This window comes from Erysipelothrix sp. P66 (assembly GCF_038682365.1).
GTDB classification, from domain to species: domain Bacteria; phylum Bacillota_I; class Bacilli_A; order Erysipelotrichales; family Erysipelotrichaceae; genus Erysipelothrix; species Erysipelothrix piscisicarius.
Genome location: NZ_CP152290.1, coordinates 228,241 through 246,771, shown reverse-complemented (window position 1 = coordinate 246,771; position 18,531 = coordinate 228,241). Strand labels below are relative to the sequence as shown.

Here is an 18,531-nt window from a genome sequence, read left to right as displayed (position 1 = left end):
TCTGATTTTATTATTACACAAAAAAAGTAGACAAGTCTTTTTTACTTGTCTACTTTTAGTTTACTACTCCACTTTAAGAAGCTGGCTCTTTTTTGTATCCATAAATGCATTTCACATCCTATTTCGTGATATTATTTGATGATTTTGCGCGTGATTTGATGACTCTTTGTGCTGAGACAAAAGATTCTAAATCTGTTGTATGATGATATTTTTTTGAAGCTTCTTTATCTTTTGAGAGGATCATTGCATTCATATCAATGTCATTGAGTGCCGCAATGGCCATGGCATAGTGCATTAGATCTGCCAATTCATGACCTAATTGCAAGTCTAAATCTTCATCACTTGATGTTTTACGACCAGCTTTTTTATTTAGAACCTCAGCCACTTCCCCCATTTCCTCGACCAGTTTCATAAACAAACTTTGATCGACACCACCATCTTGGTAATGATCCTTTAAATATTCTTGTAGTTCCGTTATTGTAATTTCCATTACCTACTCCTTTTCACACTTCTTAATTTATGGAATCCATACGAATCTTCTCAACCCCTTCCTCGGGATTACGTTCTTTTACCTTCTCCACAATATTTATGCAGTGATCCCCTAAGCGTTCTAAAGACGCAAGAATATCTACATACAAACTACTTGCAATCGGATCGTCACAAATACCATCCGAGATACGATGGAAATGACGTTCACGGTACTTCTCATCAATTAAATCGAGGTAGTCTTCATCCTGTACAAGTTTTTCATATCCTTGAAGTGAATCCGATTTAAGCATTTTAAAACTTCGTTGAATCATATCCAAAACGAGTTTATACATTGTTTCCAAATCAAACAGTGCTTCTTCTGAGAACGTACCTCGATTTTCAAAGATGCGTTCATAAAACTCCGCAATATTTGTCGTTATATCTCCCATTCTCTCAATATTTTTCACGATATCAACACTGGTTGAGTACTGTTCTGCCATACGGCCATCAAGTTGCGTATCCTTCGCAATCGCAAGAAGATAGCGCGTTAAATTGTAGTCCAAATCATTAACCATCTCCTCCAACTGTCCGATGACATCTAAATCTTCTTCGTCTTGCGTTGTTAGGTAGTCATGCGTTGTTTCCAAAGATTCAACAACCAAATCAGCCATCTGAAGTGTTTGTTTTTGTGCTAATTGAAACGCACCATCCGGGAACGTCTTAATTAATTCATAATCCAACGCTTCAATTTTTTCTCGTTCTTTAATGCGATCTTCCCCTGGTATTAGAACTTTTAAAAGACGAATACATGCGGGAATAAAGGGAATAATCCCCACAACCCAAATTAAATTGAATACAAAATGATTAATTCCTACAGCCATTTCTGGTGAACCACCCATCTTCCCATTAATATAGAGAATAAAATTCGAGTACGGATAGATAAATAACATGGTTATCAAGGCACCAATCACGTTATAAAGTGCATGGAACCAACCGGCTCGTTTCGTCGATACAGATCCTCCCGCAGAAGCAAGAATTGCCGTTAAAGTTGTGCCGACATTGGATCCATAAACAAATGCGGAAGCTGCAACCATTGTCATACCGCCCCCTGCATATATTTTTTGTACAAGGGCAATCACAGCCATCGAAGAGTTTATAACTGCAGTACCAATCGTTCCCGCTAAAAGCGCAAGCCATGGATTATCAGACATCTTAACCAAATATGCTTCAAACTGTGGAACATCTTGTAAGATGATCAATTGATCACTCATCAACTCAAGCCCTACAAACGTAATTCCAAGTCCAAAGAATATTTGCCCGACACTTTTATATCGTTTCTTTGTGAGCAGGATTAAAGCCCCAATAAAGACAAAATAATAACCCATCGCTTCAATATTCAAACCAATCATTAATGCCGTTACCGTCGTCCCTAAATTCGCTCCCACAGAGATTCCAATCGCGGCTTCAAGACTCATAAGGCCTGCACGCACTAGACTAATGGAAATAACGGTCGCAGCGGTGCTGGACTGCATTAATGCTGTAATAACAGTACCTACAAGAATCGCAGAAAGTAAATTACCCGTATAGCGCTCAATATAATCTCGTATTTTTGATCCCGCTGCATCTTTAAAACCATCCCCAAGCAACTTGATTCCCAGTAAAAACATACCAAAACCACCTAGTATGACATTAAATGCAATATCTGAAAACTGTGCAACTTCTCCAAGTAATATCATCATACACCTCCCGGCTTTTTTCTTATATTTATCGTATCATCCAATGCCAGAGCTCGTGTGATATTTTGTTAATAAATTATGGATGAAAGAAATATCGCGTCATTATGCTTTGTGATGGAATCATGATATTCTTGCGAAATCGGGCTCGTTTTATGTATTCTATTAAGAATTCCCCTATAATGGTCATGCAAGGTAAACTTGGGAGGTGTTTTTATGTGTACAAACATCACATTAAAAAGTACTCAGGATCATTTTTTAATGGCTCGCACGATGGATTTTTCTTTCGAACTTGATCCAGAAATGATTCTCATTCCACGCCATGTTCCGCTTCATTTTGCCTTTTTAGATAATGAAGTTACAAATCATTTTGCTTATTTTGGCCTCGCTAAAAACATTGGTTCTTACGCATTGGCAGATGGCGTCAATGAATACGGTCTCGCCGCTGCTGCATTATACTTTGAAGGTTTTGCGCATTATGAGCACGATGCGATAGTCAATCAATCACTTGCACCGCATGAAGTCGTGATGTGGGCTCTTGCACACTGCAAGACTGTTGAAGATGTTCGGCTAATGTTTGCACGACATCCGATCACACATCATGTTATTGAATTTTTAGGAATTGTACCACCCCTGCATTGGGTATTTCAAGATGCAACCGGTGCCTCGATTATTGTAGAACCGACACCACAAGGAATCCAAATTTATACAAATCAAATTGGCGTCCTCACAAATAGTCCCGATTATCCTTGGCATCTAACCAACATTCGAAATTATATCGGCCTTGATCCGGGACATGTAGAAGCAAGAACGCTCTACGGTCAAGAGTTCAAGCCATTCGGACAAGGCAGTGGGACTTTTGGAATTCCTGGGGATTTAACACCGCCTTCTCGATTTATTAAAGCGCTCTATTCCAAACTAAGCGCCCAAAAACCCGAGTCAGATCACGAACTCATTATTACCGCTCAACACATCCTTAATGGTGTTGATATTGCTAAAGGTAACGTTATAACACAGCGAAAAACCATTGACTATACACAATATATGTCGTTTATGATTCCTTCATCACAAACCTATGCCTATAGGACTTATGATAGTTTCAACACGTACAGCTATTGTCTTCATGATTATAATCTTAATCAATCTGAGTTCATTAAAATATAGGGGGAAGATATTATGAGTACATTTTTCAAACTTAATTGGCTCGTTATTGTCGTAACCATCGCGATTCTTTTGGCAGGATTTTATGCCGAAAAAAAGAAGCATATAATTAGTCACCAATTTGGGATTGCGATGAAGAGCTTCTATGGTCTAATTACATTATTAGGAATTATCATTGCAATGATTAATTATATCGCAATCGTAGTCTTTGGCTCCTGGCAAACAATGATATTCGCAACCATTCTGACACTTGGAATTGGTTCCATCGTATTTTACTTTTTAAAGCATCGAACTAAAAAATAGAAAAGAGGATTTATATGAAATCATCATACTTTGACGGATCAATCTGGTCCTATATTACATTACAATTGGTTAATATTATTATTGCAATCTTTACACTCGGTTTAGGGACACCTTGGATTCTCGTTCGAACATACCGTTGGGAATCCGAACATACTGTCATTAATGGTGAGCGCTTCCGCTTTAACGGTGATTCTGTAAGTCTTTTTGGTCATTGGGTTTTATGGTGGTTTTTAACCCTCATCACATTTGGTCTTTATGGCATCATTGTCCGCGTTAAACTTATTTCGTGGCGCGTTGAGAACACTGAAATGTTAGGACGTTATGAGTATTAATTAAGGCTTCACTTTCGTAAGTTAATAAAAAAAACAGCGTGTTACACTCGCTGTTTTTTTATGGGTTTATGGGTAATTCTACTTTCGTTATAAATACACCTTCATTTTGTGATGTGGAAAAATGGCCTTTATGCGTATCTACAATTTTTCGACATGAGAGTAATCCAAAACCTGAAGCATTTTCTGTCACCTGGTCTATCCGCGTGATATTGGAAATCTCGAGGGTACACCATAAATTTTCAAGCGTAATTTGAATTTGAATCTCTGACATGGGTTCTGCATACTTTAAGAGATTCGAAATAATATTTTCAAACAAGCGATCCATATAGTATAGATTCAAATTTACATAATAGTCATCATCTGTTATCGTTTGACGAACTCCAACTTCAAATTCATTTAACTTTAAATCAGATTTTAGACGGTCTACAGCACCCTCAATAAAATCTTGAACATAAACTCGTTCGAGGGGTAATTCGCTGTCTTCATTTAACGAGAGCGTTGAAAAAAGTGAAAACAGTTCATCCGAAATGGTTTTCATTTGAAGTGCCTTCTGCTCACATCGATTCGCAAGCTCTTCGATATCTTCAGATTGAGACTCCAATTTAATAAGGGTAATATAACCGATCAATGAAGTAAGTGGCGTTCTTAAATCATGAGCAAGACTTGTCACAAGTTCTTTAAGTGCATTTTCAGAAATAACCAGTTCTTGGTTCTTTTGAGATAACTCAGTAATCAGTGCATTAATTTCAAAACTTAAACGTCCAAGCTCATCGTTCCCTTTGTCACTAATGTAACTGTTGGGGGTTCCTGCCCCAATAATTTCAATTTCATTGGTAAGCTGCTTAACCCTTTTGGTGATATTTCGGATACCATAATAAAAAACAAGTAAAAATGTAATGGATGAAAGCGTGAGTCCAAGATAGGTAGCGTAGTTTTCCACTTCCGCCCGCACTGAATACAACATATCAATATAGAAGTATTTACCACCAATATAAAGCATTGTCGATTCAAGTGACGTATTTCCGGCAATCTCGAGTTCTTTACTTATAAAGAGATCGTCGTTTGTATAGACGATGTTATTATTGTCAACATCTACGATATAGATAATCATATACTTATGATTTTCCAACCATGGACTTAGATCTTCAATGTTCATTTCGGTAATGTCGTTATCAATAATGTAATGCTGGAGATCTTGCTTGTCACGAAGCATTCGCGAGTGAATCCGCTCTTCACCCTTTACATATGTTGCAATCGGGTCAATCGAAACCGATATCGTAACAACAAATACGAATAACGATACAAAAATTGATCCCACCGTTATAAGAAATATTTTTAAGCCAAGTGTGAGTGACTGCTTCTGATGTTTAATCAATTTTATATCCTCGACCCCATATGTTTTTGATAATATTTGGGTTTTCAGGACAATGTTCAATTTTCTTTCTTAAATTACGAATATGAACCATGACTGTATTTGCAGAGGAGTAGAGATACTCATCTTGCCAAACATTTTCATAAATACTTTGAATTGAGAATATCTTCCCACGATTAGTCGCCAATAATTTTAAAATACGAAATTCTCGTTCTGTTAAATCGAGGGGTAACCCATCTTTTAAAGTGATTCCTTTTTCAAGATCGATGGTGATGGAGTCAATGGTGTTTATTATGTTTTGTTCTGCCCGATGCTCCGTAGCACGATCGTATTGAATGTATCGTCTTAGTAATGATTTTACACGGAGGCTGAGCTCAGAAAAAGAAAATGGTTTGCTTAGGTAGTCATCCCCACCAACAGAAAAACCTACAAATTTATCTTGCTCTGTAGCTTTTGCAGAAACAAATAAGATTGGAACATTATACTTTCTTCTTATGGCCTCGCTTACCTCAAATCCCGTAACCTCAGGCATCATAACATCTAAAATCACGAGTTTGATGCTTTCATCGAGATAACGCATTGCGTCATTTCCATCAGAGGCAACAACAACCTCATAACCATCAATTTCTAAATAGCGTTTCATCAAATCTCTAATCTCTTTGTCGTCGTCAACAATTAGTATCTTTTTCATAGGCACCTCCTTTCTTCTATTATATGTTTCTTTTACAATACATTGTGAGTTATTTAAGAAATTTTAAGATTTAACACCTTTAATTTCTTGTTAAATTAGGGGTTAATTTGCTGAATAAATGCATCAAAATCTTTTTGCCATAAAGCACGTTCCGCTTCGTCGGTGTCACTTTTAATGTTGTAGTTTTGAGCGATGTATTCAATTAGACGCTTCGTTACTTTTTCAGCACCTTTTAAATTCAAGTGGTCCCCTTTGTCATATGTGTCTTCCTGCCAATTCATGCCAATAGAATCTGCTTCCAAATTTAAATCTAGAAATGGAATGTTATTTTCGTTAGCGTAGGCACTCACACCATTATGTTTTTCGTAGGTCCAATTTCTTGGAGACGGTACGCTCACTAAAATTAATTGAATGTTTTCTTCTTTGCACAGTGCTACGATTTGATCGAGATAGTGTCGATTCAAGGAAGGAATTTCTTTTGATTCTAACGTCTGGTGCATATACGGTCCACGCTCATACGCACTTTCTTTACGATTAATTCGCCAGCCTTTTAGAGGATTCCGCTTGATTTCTACGCTTTTTGCTTTTTGTAGCGAAAGTATTTGTTTCCAATTATCGTGATGGTTTAAGATGGGGAACACATTCGCCAAAGTATTGGTCATGGATTTATCCACTAGATTCGCGATACCACCAATACTGGTATAAATTTGATTCGTCTCTAACACTATCACTTTCGGATTTTGTTTTTGAATGATATGGCTTATGGTCTTATGTCCATCCGCTAAATTTTGAGAAGCAACCGCAATGTTGTAAGACTTTATCCCTAATTTCTCCCAAAATCGCATGGGCATAAAAGAGGTGAAGGATTCACTGTCTCCACTAAATAACATATCCAAACGATTCGTATCTTCGGCAAAAATACCATTAAATGCAGTACTATTCCCTTTCGCAAATTGATCGATTTCATATGGCGCAAAAAGAGGTGTTATTGTAAATAATATAGCAATAAAACCGAGGGTAAACACAATTGATCTAATTATTTTCATAATACCTCCTAAAAATTTGCATAGATAAGCTCTACGATCGCATAGCCGTAACCATAGGCTCCAAAAATAACTAAGAATAACATCGCAGCATAGTAAAACGGAGTGCGCACATACCACTTCCACTGCGAAATACGATTTCTAATGTGCACACCCTTTTCTTTAAGAAAGCCCACAACAACCATGATCACAAAACCCACAATAACAACACCAAAGTCATGAATATCCATCCCCTTATTCAGCAGTGAGCCATCGGTGATTTGTGTCATATTAAAATCACCAAGCATCCGCGTAAACATGAAAATTGCTTTTGAGATACCGTGTGACCGAAACAACATCATTCCAACATTCACAATCGCCATGGTTCTGATCCATCTCATTGCATTTAAACCTTTGCTTTCGCGATTGATTTTTGTTTTCTTAAAAAAGAGCGAAAACAGCGGTTCTAAAAGCATTCCGACTGCAATAATGACAAAATAGTACATTCCATATGCGAGATATTGCCATTGGGCTCCGTGCCATAAACCATTGCAAATCCAAACGACCAATAACGCTCCTAAGGTTGGGACTAATCGACTGTAGCGTTTTCCTATTTTTGTTTTTAACCATTTTGTGAGTTTACGATTAAATTTCGATAAAGAAATGGGATAAAAAATATAATCTTTAAAAAAACCTCCCAAAGTCATATGCCAACGTCGCCAAAATTCTGAAGCACTTTTGGAGAAAAAGGGTTGATTAAAATTCTCCGGGAGCTTTATCCCAAAAATTTCAGCGGTACCCAACACGATATCCATCGTTCCAGAGAATTCGGAATAAAGTTGAAGCGTGTACGCAAGGATGGCAATTAGAATTACAACACCACCATTTGTATCAACATTTTTGAATACAGATCCTACAAAGGGGTCTAATCGGTCAGCAATCACAATTTTCTTAATAAGACCCCAAAGCATTCTTTGTAGACCAAAAGTTAATGATGCATACGTAATTGATTCCCCGGTATTCAATTGTGGAATCACTTGATTGTATCGCGCAATAGGACCTTCAATGATTGTCGGGAAAAAGGATAAGAACAATATGATTTTTAGTGGATTTCGTTCTGCTTGAATGTTTCCCATTTTCACATCTACAAGGTAACTCATTGCTTGTAAAGAGAAGAATGAAATTCCAATGGGTTGTATGAATTTTCGATATGGAATAGTCACTTCAAAACCTTTTAGAACTGAATTAAGGTTTTCACCGATAAAATTGTAATATTTAAAAACGGTTAATATCGTAAGTGGTATTAAAATCCCAAGAAATAAGAGTAACTTTTTATGTTTGGATTGGGCTAGACCCAATCCAATAGCATATGTTGATAAACTTATGATGAGTAGGTAAGTGATTAGTGTTGAACTCATCAAGAGATAAAAAGTAATGCTTCCAAGAAGCATTACAAGATAGCGATATTTTTGATTGCATATTTGATATGCAATCATCACAATCGGTAAAAACAAGAAAAGGTAAATATAATTGTGATATGCCATTAATTTTCACCGCTAAGACGACTTACCATTTCCCACATATTCTTGAGTGTATTAAAATTATTTGGTTTAATCTCATCAAATGGAATTTCAATATCAAAGGAATCTTCCAATTCAGCAACCAATGTAAGAATTGAAAACGAATCAAGAATTCGTTTATCAACCAATTCACACTCATTCTCATAATCAATATTTGGTTTTATATCTTCTAATATTTCTAATAATTTATTCATTCTGATTTCTCCTTCGCTGAATTTAGCGTATCAATGTGTACGATGTCTCTAAGTGTTACGAGTCCTTGGTCTTTACTAAATACATTTACTTGTGGCAGATCTCTACTGAGAAAAAGGCTTATCCCTTCTGTGATGCTATACGCACCAACATTTTTAAATGCAATCACGTCATTGTAAGCAAGAGCAGTCTCAAAGTCTTTTACCAAGACATCCGCCACAGTACATAGAGAGCCGCATAAATTCCAAGTTGCTTGCGTTTCCATAGATTCTCCTAAAGCGATACGCTCAATATTGGGACACTTCATCCCTAGAAACTGACCGTAGTAACTAACGTGGTGAATACCGCCATCAAGTATTGCGTAATGCTTATGATCGTTAAGCTTTAAATCAACAACTTTGGTTAAATAAGTACCACACGATGCAACAATAATGCGTCCCATTTCCAAAACAACAGTTCCATCAAAATCCAAATTTTGAAGCATTGAACCAAACTCTGAAACGGAGACCGTTGGTTTATCGGATTCAAAATATTGAACACCCAATCCCGGACCAAATTCTAAACACGGTAATGCAATCTTGTAGCGATCGCGTAAATCTTCAATGTATTTTTTCTGAGTTTCGAGTTCCTTTTGAACCTTATCAAGCTTGTGCTTTTGGGTTCCTGAATACAATTGTATTCCATACCACTTCAAATATGGATATTCATCCTTTCGATCTAGTATTTCATCAATCATTGAGGCATCCATACCGAATTGGTTTCCGCTTGTAAGCCTTAAAATAACCGATATGGTTTTTTGATACGCCTTCGATAAATCATTCAGTATTTCAAGATGTTTCATGGATTCAATTGTATAAATGGGTTGTTCGTCCATTTCAATAATTTTCCTGATGTCTTCATCGTTTTTGTAAACACCCGAAAGAATTATTTTTTGGTTTGAAATGTGGTTTCTTTGACAAATACGGAATTCTCCGGGTGAACACACTTCGAAAGAATCCACATAAGGATCTAAGATACCAACTAGAAATGGATTTGCTTTCATGGCGTAACACAACTTTGCATTGTGAGGTAATAATGACTTTATTGTATTTACATGATTTTCTAGATGATCAATATCAAAAACATAACTTGGTGTTTTAAGTTCCTTATAAGAAGTACATAGTTTGTTTAGATTCATACGTGGATCCCCACTTCCGATTTTAAGAGTTGTCGATCAATCTTACCGTTCTTCGTCAAGGGCATCTGGTGTACCTGAATAAAGGTATTGGGAATCATGTAATGGGGAAGCTTTGTTTCCAGATACGATATTAACGCCTTAACATCCAAATTCCCCTGGTAGATTCCATAAATCTTATATTTTTTTTCATGGTATACGCAACAGGCTCTCGAAACGGATGGATGTTCTTCAATTTTCCGTTCAATTTCTTCAAGTTCGATACGATGACCCATGTGTTTAATTTGAAAATCTTTTCGACCCCTAATACATAATTCACCGTTTTGATTATAGAATCCTAAATCACCCGTACGATAGATGATGTCTCGATAATAGGGATTCAACGGATTTTGAATAAATACCCGGTCCGTTTGTTCTTTATTATTAAAATATCCCAGTGCTAAACTCAATCCGCCGACGCAAATTTCACCCAGGACATTTGAGGAGACCACTTTAGAATTAGAATCATCTAATAAAAATACTTCGTCATCATAAAATGGAATTCCTATTGGAAGGTCTTCATCGTATTTACATTCCGATTTCAAAACATAATATGTACAATTGCATGTAATTTCAGTTGGGCCATATAAGTTTACAAATGTCGTATTTGGACACGCTTCACGCCACGTTTCCAAATGCTTGATTGGCATGCGCTCCCCACTGAACATTATTTGTCGTAACTGATTTGGTTGTCGATACGATAATCCTTTTAGCTGACTTACTAAACATAACGCAGAGACCGCCCATGTCAGTACCGTTGCATTTGATTCACAGATATAGTCTAATAACATAACTGGATTTGTAAAATACAATTTCGGTATTAAAACCAAGGTTGCACCTGTCCTGAGAGCACTATAAATATCTTTTACCGAAACATCAAAATCAAAAGGTGCTTGATTCGCAATTACATCGTCTTTTGAAAATTGAAACGTCTTAGTAAAATCATTGATAAATCGAATGACCGATGAATGGGATACAACGACACCTTTTGGATTCCCTGTCGAGCCTGATGTAAAGAGAATATAGAGCGGATGCGTTGATATATGCGATCCCATACGTTGTTTAATCTGATCTTCTTGACTGATTCCGTTCAATATGGATTTTGACTCAATATAATTAATCTGAGCATTCAATTGTTCAATTCGAGATTTTTGCGCTTCATCAGACACGATGAAATGCGTCTCTAATGTCTTTAGAATCGAAATAACACGATCATCGGGTTGTGAAGGATCCACAATGACGTAAGGACAACACGCGTAGGCTGCCCCAAACATTAACGCAAGCGTTTCAATTCCCTTTTCTCTGAAAATAACGATTGGTTGATTTTTTTCGAAATGATTAATAAAAAATGTTCCTGCTATACACGCTTTATCTTTTAAATCACGATACGTAATCGACTGATTCGGTTCGACTACGGCGGTTTTATTGGGATAATGCGCTGCACTTAATTCAAGATACTTTAAGATATGATTCATCGTTAAACTCCTTTAATTTCGTGCCAATTATACCATTCGTATTCTTAACACAATCTTAAGAACGGCTTATAGATTCTTAAGTCTACGAATCAAAGATCAAAACAATGATATGCTTGCATTATTAAGGAGAAATTTATGGAAAATCATGTCATTATTTATCAATCAAAAAATCCTACAAGCCATACACTTGATACTTGCATTCATGACTTTACAGATCGCAATCAACTGGATGATACATGGTATCTTTATAAAACTGAAAATGGTAAACCAGTCATCTTAAACAATGATTTTTATTATAGTAAGACGATAACCGATGCGTTCTCTACTTATGCGTTCAGTCTTAATCCATTAAGTATTGATATCCAAAAGTACAAGGAAGATGTGAACTTTCAAAAAATCGCGAATCGCTTCTATCATCCCAACGAAATCGAATTTGTGAGACAGCACGGTATCCAAAGTTTCTATAAATTATGGTGTCTCAAGGAATGTTATATTAAATTTTTCGACTTAAAAATTGAGAAAGATTTCCCAAACTTCTCTGTCTTAGAGATTTTAGAAAACCAAATGAAAAATTTAACCTATACATCGCTACCATTAAGTGCAGGCTATTACGGTTCATTACTTACTGAAAAAAAGACCACATTCGAATTCATAGACCTTGATTGATGAAGATTACATAACAATTCACAAAACCAATAAGACAAAATTCACACGTTGAATTAACAAAATCCTTATAAACCGGTTCACTTATCTAAATATATGTTAAGATACATATATAAATGAGGAAAGGAATTAATATGAAAAAATTAAAATTAGCTTTAATTGGGCCAGGATTTCTTAATGACATCGTTGCTCAAGCGTGGGTAGATGGCTACCTACCTGAATACGAACTTGTAGGTGTTCTAGGTCGCAATCCACTTCGTACAGCAGCATTCGCAAACCATTATGGTTGTAAAGCATGTGCAACAATCGAAGAGTTAATGGCACTCGAACCTGATTATACATCTGAAGCCGCTTCGGTTAAATCAGTCGTTGACTATACTGAAACAGTTCTTCGTTCCGGTTCAAATCTTGTTGTACTTTCAATCGGAGCTTTTGCTGATGCATCATTCTATAACCATATACAAGATGTAGCGCGCGAAACTGGTAAAAAGGTTCATATTGCAAGTGGCGCAGTCGGAGGATTTGATATCCTACGAACGGCTACATTAATGAGCCCTGTCAATGTAAAAATGACGGGTATGAAATCCCCTCGTGCCCTAGTTCATACATCTCTAAATCGAGAAGGACTCATCGATATTCAAGAACCTGTAGAAGTCTTCGCAGGAACCACAAAAGAAGCCATTGCTGCATTACCAACACACGTAAACGTTTCTGTAGCAATAGCCCTTGCAAGTGCTGGTCCCGAAAATACAACGTTAAACATTAATGCCGTACCAGGTTATGTGGGTGACGAACATCGCATAATGCTTGAAGGCGAAGAAATAAAAACAGACTTGAAAATCTATAGCCGCACCAGTCGTGTAGCAGGTTGGAGTATTGTTGCAGTCCTACAGAATATTGTAGCTCCAATCGTATTTTAAATAAAAACTCAATGATCGATATCAAAAAAAAATAACTCTTTAAGAGTTATTTTTTTGCTTTCAGTATGTCTTTAATTTTTAATTTATTTCCATAATTTAACGAACCAAAACGATAGATGTAGACCGAAATCTTCGCAATCACTAAGGTTGATAAAATCATAATTGCCATTGAAACCACAATTTCAATCCAATTTACCGATGTAAGCATAAAACGAATTGGCATTGTAAATAACGAGACAAACGGTACATAGGAACTAATAATCGTTAGTTGGCTATCCGGCGCACTTAAACTACTTGAGGCAATAAAGAATGCGATAACAAATAAAACAGTAATTGGTGTAGTCGCAGAACTTACATCTTCTACTTTAGAAATCAATGAACCCAATGCCGCAAAAATATAAAGGTATAAAATATAACCTGCAATTGAGAATACTAAATACACAATTGCTGTATAGAACGTAAGCGATCCTTGTACCATCATTAAAATATCTGGATCATAATTCACCTTATTTACCATAAAACCTATAAATACGGACAATAAGATTGTACCAACTTGCAACAATCCAACAGCTCCCATTGCAAATACTTTTCCAAGAATAAGAACTTTAGGATCCGTGCTGGTAATAAGCAATTCCATGGTTCGACTGTCTTTCTCACGTGCAACGGACGTTGCTACGGATTGACCAAAGAAAAGAATCAACATATACATTGCAAACATAATAACGTAAGCTATAAAGAATCCTTGTGAGGAATCCTTCCCGATTGTTTCGACCTCTGATGTAATTGAAACATTCATCGCATTACGCGCTTCGTTTACATCAATATTATTTGCCTTAAAATTTTCATCAATGGCCATTGTTTTTAATGTATCTTCAATTATACCATCTTCAAAACCAAACATATCCTTGTCAATTGTCAGTACTTTATAGGATGTACTGCTTTGTAAAATAAATCCTTTTTTTATTTCTTTATTGAGCAATGATGTTTTCATTGTCGCCTCGGAATCAAATTGTTTAAGATGGTCGAGACCAAGCATTGAAGCAAACATTGCTTTATCAATCGATTCATCCTCGAAGATAAATCCCCACTCATTTCGGATTTCAGTTACCACTTCACCTGTTTGAGGTTCACTTGATGGATCTTCCTTAAAGAATGTTTGGATTGTCGGAATTGATGTGATGAACAAAACCGCCATGCATAAAATTAACGTTGTTACTTTTACACTGCGTTTTCGTAACATTTCTAAAAATTCAAATTTAAATACAGTACTCAGTTTATTCATGATGATCTCCTACCTTTGCTACAAAAATATCTTGAAGACTTGGTTCATAATCTGACAAGAGTTTTAAATCAATATCGGATTCAATCACGGATGCCATCCATGCCTTCTTTGACAATTCTTTTGATAAAGAAACAATCACCGATTTCTCATCCGCCTCAACATGCACTTGATCACTGCTCAACAATGCCATGAGTTGATTCGAATCATAATTATGGGCTTGAATACGAATTTTATCCTTTCCAAGCTCTTTTTTAATTGTATTAAGGGATCCATTTAAAACAATTGATCCTTGATTAATAATGGCAATGTCATCACAAAATGTTTCGACATAACTCATTTGGTGACTTGAAAAAATAATAATCTTATCATCCGCAATATAATTCGTTAAGGCATCTTGAAATACTTGAGAATTCACAGGGTCTAAACCACTAAATGGTTCATCAAGGATTAAGATGTCTGGATTATTTAAAAAAGCTTGCGTAATTTGTACTTTTTGTTGGTTCCCTTTCGACAAGGTTTCCAATTTACGGTCGAGATATTCTTCTATCTTAAATTGTTTAGCCCAATAGTTTACAGAATCCATCGCTTCTTCGCGGGTAGCACCGCGAAGCATTGCAAAATAGACAAGTTGATCAATAACACGTGTTTTAGAATACATACCACGTTCTTCGGGAAGGTAACCAATGCGATAATCTTCGGGACTAAATGGTTTCCCATCTATGGTAATATTCCCCGAATTGGGTTTAAAAACATCCATTAAGATTCGAATTGACGTTGTTTTTCCCGCTCCATTACGACCAAGATAGCCAAAGATTTGACCACTGTTCACTTCAAATGAAATATCTTTGAGCACATGATGTTCGTCAAAATACTTGTTAATCTGATTAAATTCTAATTTCATAACATTTCTCCTTCTCACTTTAAAAATATTTTATCATGGGAATTTGTAATAAAGGTGATGCGGTTCTAAATCGACCTATTTCATACCCAAATGACATAAAATGCTCCCACTCTCAAAAAAAGCTTAGCATCTCTCAATGCTAAGCTTTCTAAATATCCGTCCTAACTATGCTTCTTCTTGTTTACGTTTTTTAACAAGTACCAAGCCTAATCCGATTAAAGTAATACTTGCAATCACTGCAACACTACTATCAGATACCCCAGTTTGAGGTAAATCCGTCTGATTGTTTTCGCCAGGTTTTGTTGGATCTACTGGTTTTGTAGGGTCAACAGGTTTTGTTGCTTTAATCCATTGTGCGTAGAGTTTAACATTTCCTACTACATCAATTGAGTCGCCAGGTGCATAACTATCACCTTTTCCATCCGCTTGAGTATTCCAGCCAATAAAGTTATAACCTTCTTTAACTAAATTATTTGAACTCATTACGATAATGTTTTCACCCTTTTCGTAAGGATGTGAATCAATCGGTGCATTTCCGGAAGTGTTTCCATTTCCATCATACTCAACCGTATATGTATCTACAACAACAATTACTTTTTTCCACTGTGCATAGAGTGTAACATCCGCATTAACAGTCACTGAGCCACTTACTGTGTCACCTTTTCCATCAGCTTGGGTGTTCCAACCTATAAATTCATATCCGTCTTTTGAGAGGTCTCCAGCACCAAGAATGGTTGCTGATTCACCTTTTTCATATTCTTTAGTATCAACAGGTGCTGTTCCAGCTGTATTCTCATTACCTTTATAAGTAACTGTGAATTTTTCTGTAACTGGAGGTGTAACATCTTCTTCCCATTGTGCATAAAGATCTACATTTTGTGTCATCGTAATGTTGGCATCTTTCGCATAGTCCGTTCCTGTTCCATCAGCAAGAGTATTCCAGCCAATAAAACTCCAACCATCTTTAACTAAAGTCGATTCACCTAGAACAACTGCATTTTCATTTGTATCATAGGTATTTGAATCTGTTGGTTCAACACCCGCTGTATTTCCATTACCATGATAGGTAACCGTGAACGCATCCCCTACACGCCATACAGCGTATAGACGTAGACTGTCATCAGCAACTTTCACAGGTTTACGTGTGTTAAAGTCTGCATCTGGTGTTGTTGCATTGATATCTTTTGACCATCCCATAAACTTGTATCCTACACGTTCTGGATGAATGCTATCTTCTGTCTGTTCTTCTTTAATAGACTCAGCTGAAGTTATATCATAATAGGAAACAACTTTTGAAGACGCATCTTTTTCATAGTAAGTTTCACCTTCGTAGTCATTCATTTCCTCTAAGTCAAAATTCCCGCCATTAGCATCATAGTTAATCCAAAGGATTTCTACAGCACCAATATCACCTAAACGTTTCTTCCCACGTTGATCGTACCCATCAGTATTTCCACCGATGAAGCCATCATCTGCTGGTCCTTCAGGTTTAATTGCGATTGTAGGAATGACTTCCCCTTCAATCCCTGCCACTAACTCCGATTGATCACGACTTAAGCCAACATTTTTAAATCCAAAAATTTCTTTTTTAGCTTGAGTTGCTACTTCTGGTGTGCTTTGATCGATATTAATAATATTACCATTTCTCATTACCGAAGATGAACTATTCGAAATGTCTTTAAATTTAGCCGTTGGGTCAATCACGCCATTTTTGTAAACTTGATTGCCGAAGAATAGTGATCCCTTATAATTAATCGTAGCAGTAGCGAGCATTCCCGCACCACTTAAAGAGATCGCTCCACCTTTAAACTCAGTATCAACATCTGCATTCCCTGCGACATTATCCATAAATGTAGAGCCCGAAATAGTGTTCGACATTTTCGAAGATCCACCATTTTTAAAGTACATAATTGCTCCACCGGGTAGATTCGCTCCATCAGTACCGCCGGCTTTATTGCCATAGAATGTACTGTTGTGGATGTTTGTAGTTAATCCTGCGGGAGTACCTGAACCTTGGAATAAGATTGCACCACCATCATCTTTTGCTTCATTGTATGCAAAGGTTGTTTGATCAATATCGACGGTTGCGCCATCACGACCATCAAAGATATAAATTGCGCCTCCATCATAAGTTTCAGAATGGCCATCACCACCTGCTTTATTTCCTTTGAAATAACTTTGTTTAATCGTCATATTTCCACGATAGTAGTGTAATGCGATTGCACCACCACCACCACCAAATACACCGGTATTAATGGAATCGTTGTGATTATTACTTAAAATTGTATTTGCAATATTAATATCACTGTAGATGTTTTTACCACCGATGGCTCCTGAGGTATATCCGCCACTAGTACCCGTATTATTTGAAATTGTACTATTTGTAACGTTAAAGGTACCTCGGCTGTTTTCAGAAAGTTGTACAGCAGATCCACCTGTCACACCCTTATTATTGTTAATAAGAGTTGTATCAATCGTGAACTCAGCTCCTGACTGAATATTTGCAGTAATTGGTGTTGCACCGTTATTGATAAATTTACTGTTACTTAAATTAATAACACCTGTTGGATTTGAAATACGAAGTAGATTTGATGTATGTCCTACCCCATCCATAACAAGATTCTTAATATTAAGTGTTACGTTGTGAGCAACCGTAACTTCAAGGGTTGAATTTGTCCAGATAACATGATTCGCATCAAATGTAATGTTTGCATTTGGAACTGTTATTGAAACATCTTCGGCTACAAAATCAGATGCTAAAGTGATGACGTCACCTTCAAGAGCGCCTGCAAATGCTGCTTCAAGCTCTGTTTTGTTTTTAATTGCGCCAAGATTATATTTGACTGCTTTAACCTTCTTAGTTTCTTCTTTAACTTCTTCTTTTACAGTTTCATCTGTTGTTTCTTCTTCAACTGCATCAGTAGATGGTTCAACAGTTTCCGTTAAAGTCGCTTCTTCTTCAACTGTTTCGTCTATTTCTTTATCGTCAACTTCTGCAGATTCTGTTGCTTCCTCATCTGTTGACTCTGTTTCATTCTCATCCACAACTTCTGTAGATTCTTCTTGTTCTTGATCTATTGCTTCTGTTGTGACAACGGAATCTTCCGAAATAAATTCCGGGTCTTCATTTGCGAATGCAACTTGAGCGCTTCCCACACCGAGCATTAGACATAACATAATTACCAATGATTTCTTAGCATAAGTACTTTGTTTTTTCATACCC

At 36.6% G+C, this 18,531-nt stretch carries 17 protein-coding genes; 5 read left to right on the top strand and 12 right to left on the bottom strand.

Features of this window, described 5'->3' with window-relative positions:
* Positions 1 to 118 precede the first annotated feature (118 nt).
* Positions 119 to 490 (bottom strand): MazG nucleotide pyrophosphohydrolase domain-containing protein, encoded by a 372-nt coding sequence (locus tag AAG186_RS01185; protein WP_200549149.1) that lies wholly within the window; start codon positions 488 to 490, stop codon positions 119 to 121.
* A gap of 22 nt (positions 491 to 512) precedes the next feature.
* Positions 513 to 2,207 (bottom strand): Na/Pi cotransporter family protein, encoded by a 1,695-nt coding sequence (locus AAG186_RS01180; RefSeq protein WP_342621850.1) that lies wholly within the window; start codon positions 2,205 to 2,207, stop codon positions 513 to 515.
* A gap of 210 nt (positions 2,208 to 2,417) precedes the next feature.
* Here AAG186_RS01180 and AAG186_RS01175 point away from each other — a divergent pair, with 210 nt between their 5' ends.
* From AAG186_RS01175 to AAG186_RS01165, 3 genes are read left to right on the top strand one after another with little or no spacing between them, the layout of a single operon-like run.
* Entirely contained in the window at positions 2,418 to 3,365 is a 948-nt protein-coding gene (locus AAG186_RS01175; protein WP_161637091.1) for a choloylglycine hydrolase family protein, read from the top strand.
* Between the two features lie 12 nt (positions 3,366 to 3,377).
* Positions 3,378 to 3,665: an MFS transporter gene (locus AAG186_RS01170; RefSeq protein ID WP_161637092.1), complete on the top strand. Its 288-nt coding sequence runs from the start codon at positions 3,378 to 3,380 to the stop codon at positions 3,663 to 3,665.
* A gap of 14 nt (positions 3,666 to 3,679) precedes the next feature.
* Positions 3,680 to 3,997 (top strand): DUF898 family protein, encoded by a 318-nt coding sequence (locus AAG186_RS01165; protein WP_125164098.1) that lies wholly within the window; start codon positions 3,680 to 3,682, stop codon positions 3,995 to 3,997.
* Between the two features lie 58 nt (positions 3,998 to 4,055).
* On the opposite strand, the gene AAG186_RS01160 is transcribed toward AAG186_RS01165, so the two are convergent.
* The 7 genes from AAG186_RS01160 to AAG186_RS01130 form a co-directional block, all read right to left on the bottom strand.
* Positions 4,056 to 5,372, bottom strand: a complete 1,317-nt coding sequence (locus AAG186_RS01160; protein ID WP_342621849.1) for a HAMP domain-containing sensor histidine kinase — start codon at positions 5,370 to 5,372, stop codon at positions 4,056 to 4,058.
* Positions 5,365 to 6,060, bottom strand: coding sequence for a response regulator transcription factor (locus AAG186_RS01155; RefSeq protein ID WP_161637094.1), 696 nt, complete (start codon positions 6,058 to 6,060; stop codon positions 5,365 to 5,367). Before AAG186_RS01155 ends, AAG186_RS01160 begins: the two co-directional genes overlap by 8 nt.
* Before the next feature lie 95 nt (positions 6,061 to 6,155).
* Complete coding sequence (locus AAG186_RS01150) at positions 6,156 to 7,106, bottom strand: SGNH/GDSL hydrolase family protein (RefSeq protein WP_342621848.1); 951 nt, start codon at positions 7,104 to 7,106, stop codon at positions 6,156 to 6,158.
* An 8-nt stretch (positions 7,107 to 7,114) separates the two neighbouring features.
* Positions 7,115 to 8,626 (bottom strand): MBOAT family O-acyltransferase, encoded by a 1,512-nt coding sequence (locus AAG186_RS01145; protein WP_342621847.1) that lies wholly within the window; start codon positions 8,624 to 8,626, stop codon positions 7,115 to 7,117.
* Positions 8,626 to 8,856 (bottom strand): phosphopantetheine-binding protein, encoded by a 231-nt coding sequence (locus AAG186_RS01140; protein WP_125164836.1) that lies wholly within the window; start codon positions 8,854 to 8,856, stop codon positions 8,626 to 8,628. Before AAG186_RS01140 ends, AAG186_RS01145 begins: the two co-directional genes overlap by 1 nt.
* Complete coding sequence (locus tag AAG186_RS01135) at positions 8,853 to 10,031, bottom strand: alanine racemase (RefSeq protein WP_342621846.1); 1,179 nt, start codon at positions 10,029 to 10,031, stop codon at positions 8,853 to 8,855. The genes AAG186_RS01140 and AAG186_RS01135 overlap by 4 nt, the downstream gene beginning before the upstream one ends.
* The gene (locus tag AAG186_RS01130) at positions 10,028 to 11,542 is read right to left on the bottom strand and encodes an amino acid adenylation domain-containing protein (RefSeq protein WP_342621845.1); all 1,515 of its coding nucleotides are present in this window, start codon (positions 11,540 to 11,542) and stop codon (positions 10,028 to 10,030) included. Before AAG186_RS01130 ends, AAG186_RS01135 begins: the two co-directional genes overlap by 4 nt.
* A 135-nt stretch (positions 11,543 to 11,677) precedes the next feature.
* Between AAG186_RS01130 and AAG186_RS01125 the strand changes: the two genes are divergently transcribed.
* Complete coding sequence (locus AAG186_RS01125) at positions 11,678 to 12,208, top strand: 4'-phosphopantetheinyl transferase superfamily protein (RefSeq protein ID WP_200542458.1); 531 nt, start codon at positions 11,678 to 11,680, stop codon at positions 12,206 to 12,208.
* A 131-nt stretch (positions 12,209 to 12,339) separates the two neighbouring features.
* Positions 12,340 to 13,125 carry an aspartate dehydrogenase domain-containing protein gene (locus tag AAG186_RS01120; protein WP_161637108.1) on the top strand — a complete coding sequence of 262 codons (786 nt, stop codon included), beginning with the start codon at positions 12,340 to 12,342 and terminating at the stop codon, positions 13,123 to 13,125.
* 46 nt (positions 13,126 to 13,171) lie between these two features.
* On the opposite strand, the gene AAG186_RS01115 is transcribed toward AAG186_RS01120, so the two are convergent.
* The 3 genes from AAG186_RS01115 to AAG186_RS01105 all read right to left on the bottom strand — a co-directional run bounded on the left by AAG186_RS01115 (position 13,172) and on the right by AAG186_RS01105 (position 18,527).
* Positions 13,172 to 14,407, bottom strand: coding sequence for an ABC transporter permease (locus tag AAG186_RS01115; RefSeq protein WP_342621844.1), 1,236 nt, complete (start codon positions 14,405 to 14,407; stop codon positions 13,172 to 13,174).
* Positions 14,400 to 15,308 carry an ATP-binding cassette domain-containing protein gene (locus tag AAG186_RS01110; RefSeq protein ID WP_200542460.1) on the bottom strand — a complete coding sequence of 303 codons (909 nt, stop codon included), beginning with the start codon at positions 15,306 to 15,308 and terminating at the stop codon, positions 14,400 to 14,402. Before AAG186_RS01110 ends, AAG186_RS01115 begins: the two co-directional genes overlap by 8 nt.
* Before the next feature lie 165 nt (positions 15,309 to 15,473).
* Entirely contained in the window at positions 15,474 to 18,527 is a 3,054-nt protein-coding gene (locus AAG186_RS01105; RefSeq protein ID WP_342621843.1) for an InlB B-repeat-containing protein, read from the bottom strand.
* Positions 18,528 to 18,531 lie beyond the last annotated feature (4 nt).

What these genes read in the sequence shown, in the direction of transcription:
- AAG186_RS01185 (WP_200549149.1), bottom strand. Translation starts at nt 490, where the DNA reads ATGGAAATTACAATAACGGAACTACAAGAATATTTAAAGGATCATTAC.
- AAG186_RS01180 (WP_342621850.1), bottom strand. Translation starts at nt 2,207, where the DNA reads ATGATGATATTACTTGGAGAAGTTGCACAGTTTTCAGATATTGCATTT.
- AAG186_RS01175 (WP_161637091.1), top strand. Translation starts at nt 2,418, where the DNA reads ATGTGTACAAACATCACATTAAAAAGTACTCAGGATCATTTTTTAATG.
- AAG186_RS01170 (WP_161637092.1), top strand. Translation starts at nt 3,378, where the DNA reads ATGAGTACATTTTTCAAACTTAATTGGCTCGTTATTGTCGTAACCATC.
- AAG186_RS01165 (WP_125164098.1), top strand. Translation starts at nt 3,680, where the DNA reads ATGAAATCATCATACTTTGACGGATCAATCTGGTCCTATATTACATTA.
- AAG186_RS01155 (WP_161637094.1), bottom strand. Translation starts at nt 6,060, where the DNA reads ATGAAAAAGATACTAATTGTTGACGACGACAAAGAGATTAGAGATTTG.
- AAG186_RS01150 (WP_342621848.1), bottom strand. Translation starts at nt 7,106, where the DNA reads ATGAAAATAATTAGATCAATTGTGTTTACCCTCGGTTTTATTGCTATA.
- AAG186_RS01145 (WP_342621847.1), bottom strand. Translation starts at nt 8,626, where the DNA reads ATGGCATATCACAATTATATTTACCTTTTCTTGTTTTTACCGATTGTG.
- AAG186_RS01140 (WP_125164836.1), bottom strand. Translation starts at nt 8,856, where the DNA reads ATGAATAAATTATTAGAAATATTAGAAGATATAAAACCAAATATTGAT.
- AAG186_RS01135 (WP_342621846.1), bottom strand. Translation starts at nt 10,031, where the DNA reads ATGAATCTAAACAAACTATGTACTTCTTATAAGGAACTTAAAACACCA.
- AAG186_RS01130 (WP_342621845.1), bottom strand. Translation starts at nt 11,542, where the DNA reads ATGAATCATATCTTAAAGTATCTTGAATTAAGTGCAGCGCATTATCCC.
- AAG186_RS01125 (WP_200542458.1), top strand. Translation starts at nt 11,678, where the DNA reads ATGGAAAATCATGTCATTATTTATCAATCAAAAAATCCTACAAGCCAT.
- AAG186_RS01120 (WP_161637108.1), top strand. Translation starts at nt 12,340, where the DNA reads ATGAAAAAATTAAAATTAGCTTTAATTGGGCCAGGATTTCTTAATGAC.
- AAG186_RS01115 (WP_342621844.1), bottom strand. Translation starts at nt 14,407, where the DNA reads ATGAATAAACTGAGTACTGTATTTAAATTTGAATTTTTAGAAATGTTA.
- AAG186_RS01110 (WP_200542460.1), bottom strand. Translation starts at nt 15,308, where the DNA reads ATGAAATTAGAATTTAATCAGATTAACAAGTATTTTGACGAACATCAT.
- AAG186_RS01105 (WP_342621843.1), bottom strand. Translation starts at nt 18,527, where the DNA reads ATGAAAAAACAAAGTACTTATGCTAAGAAATCATTGGTAATTATGTTA.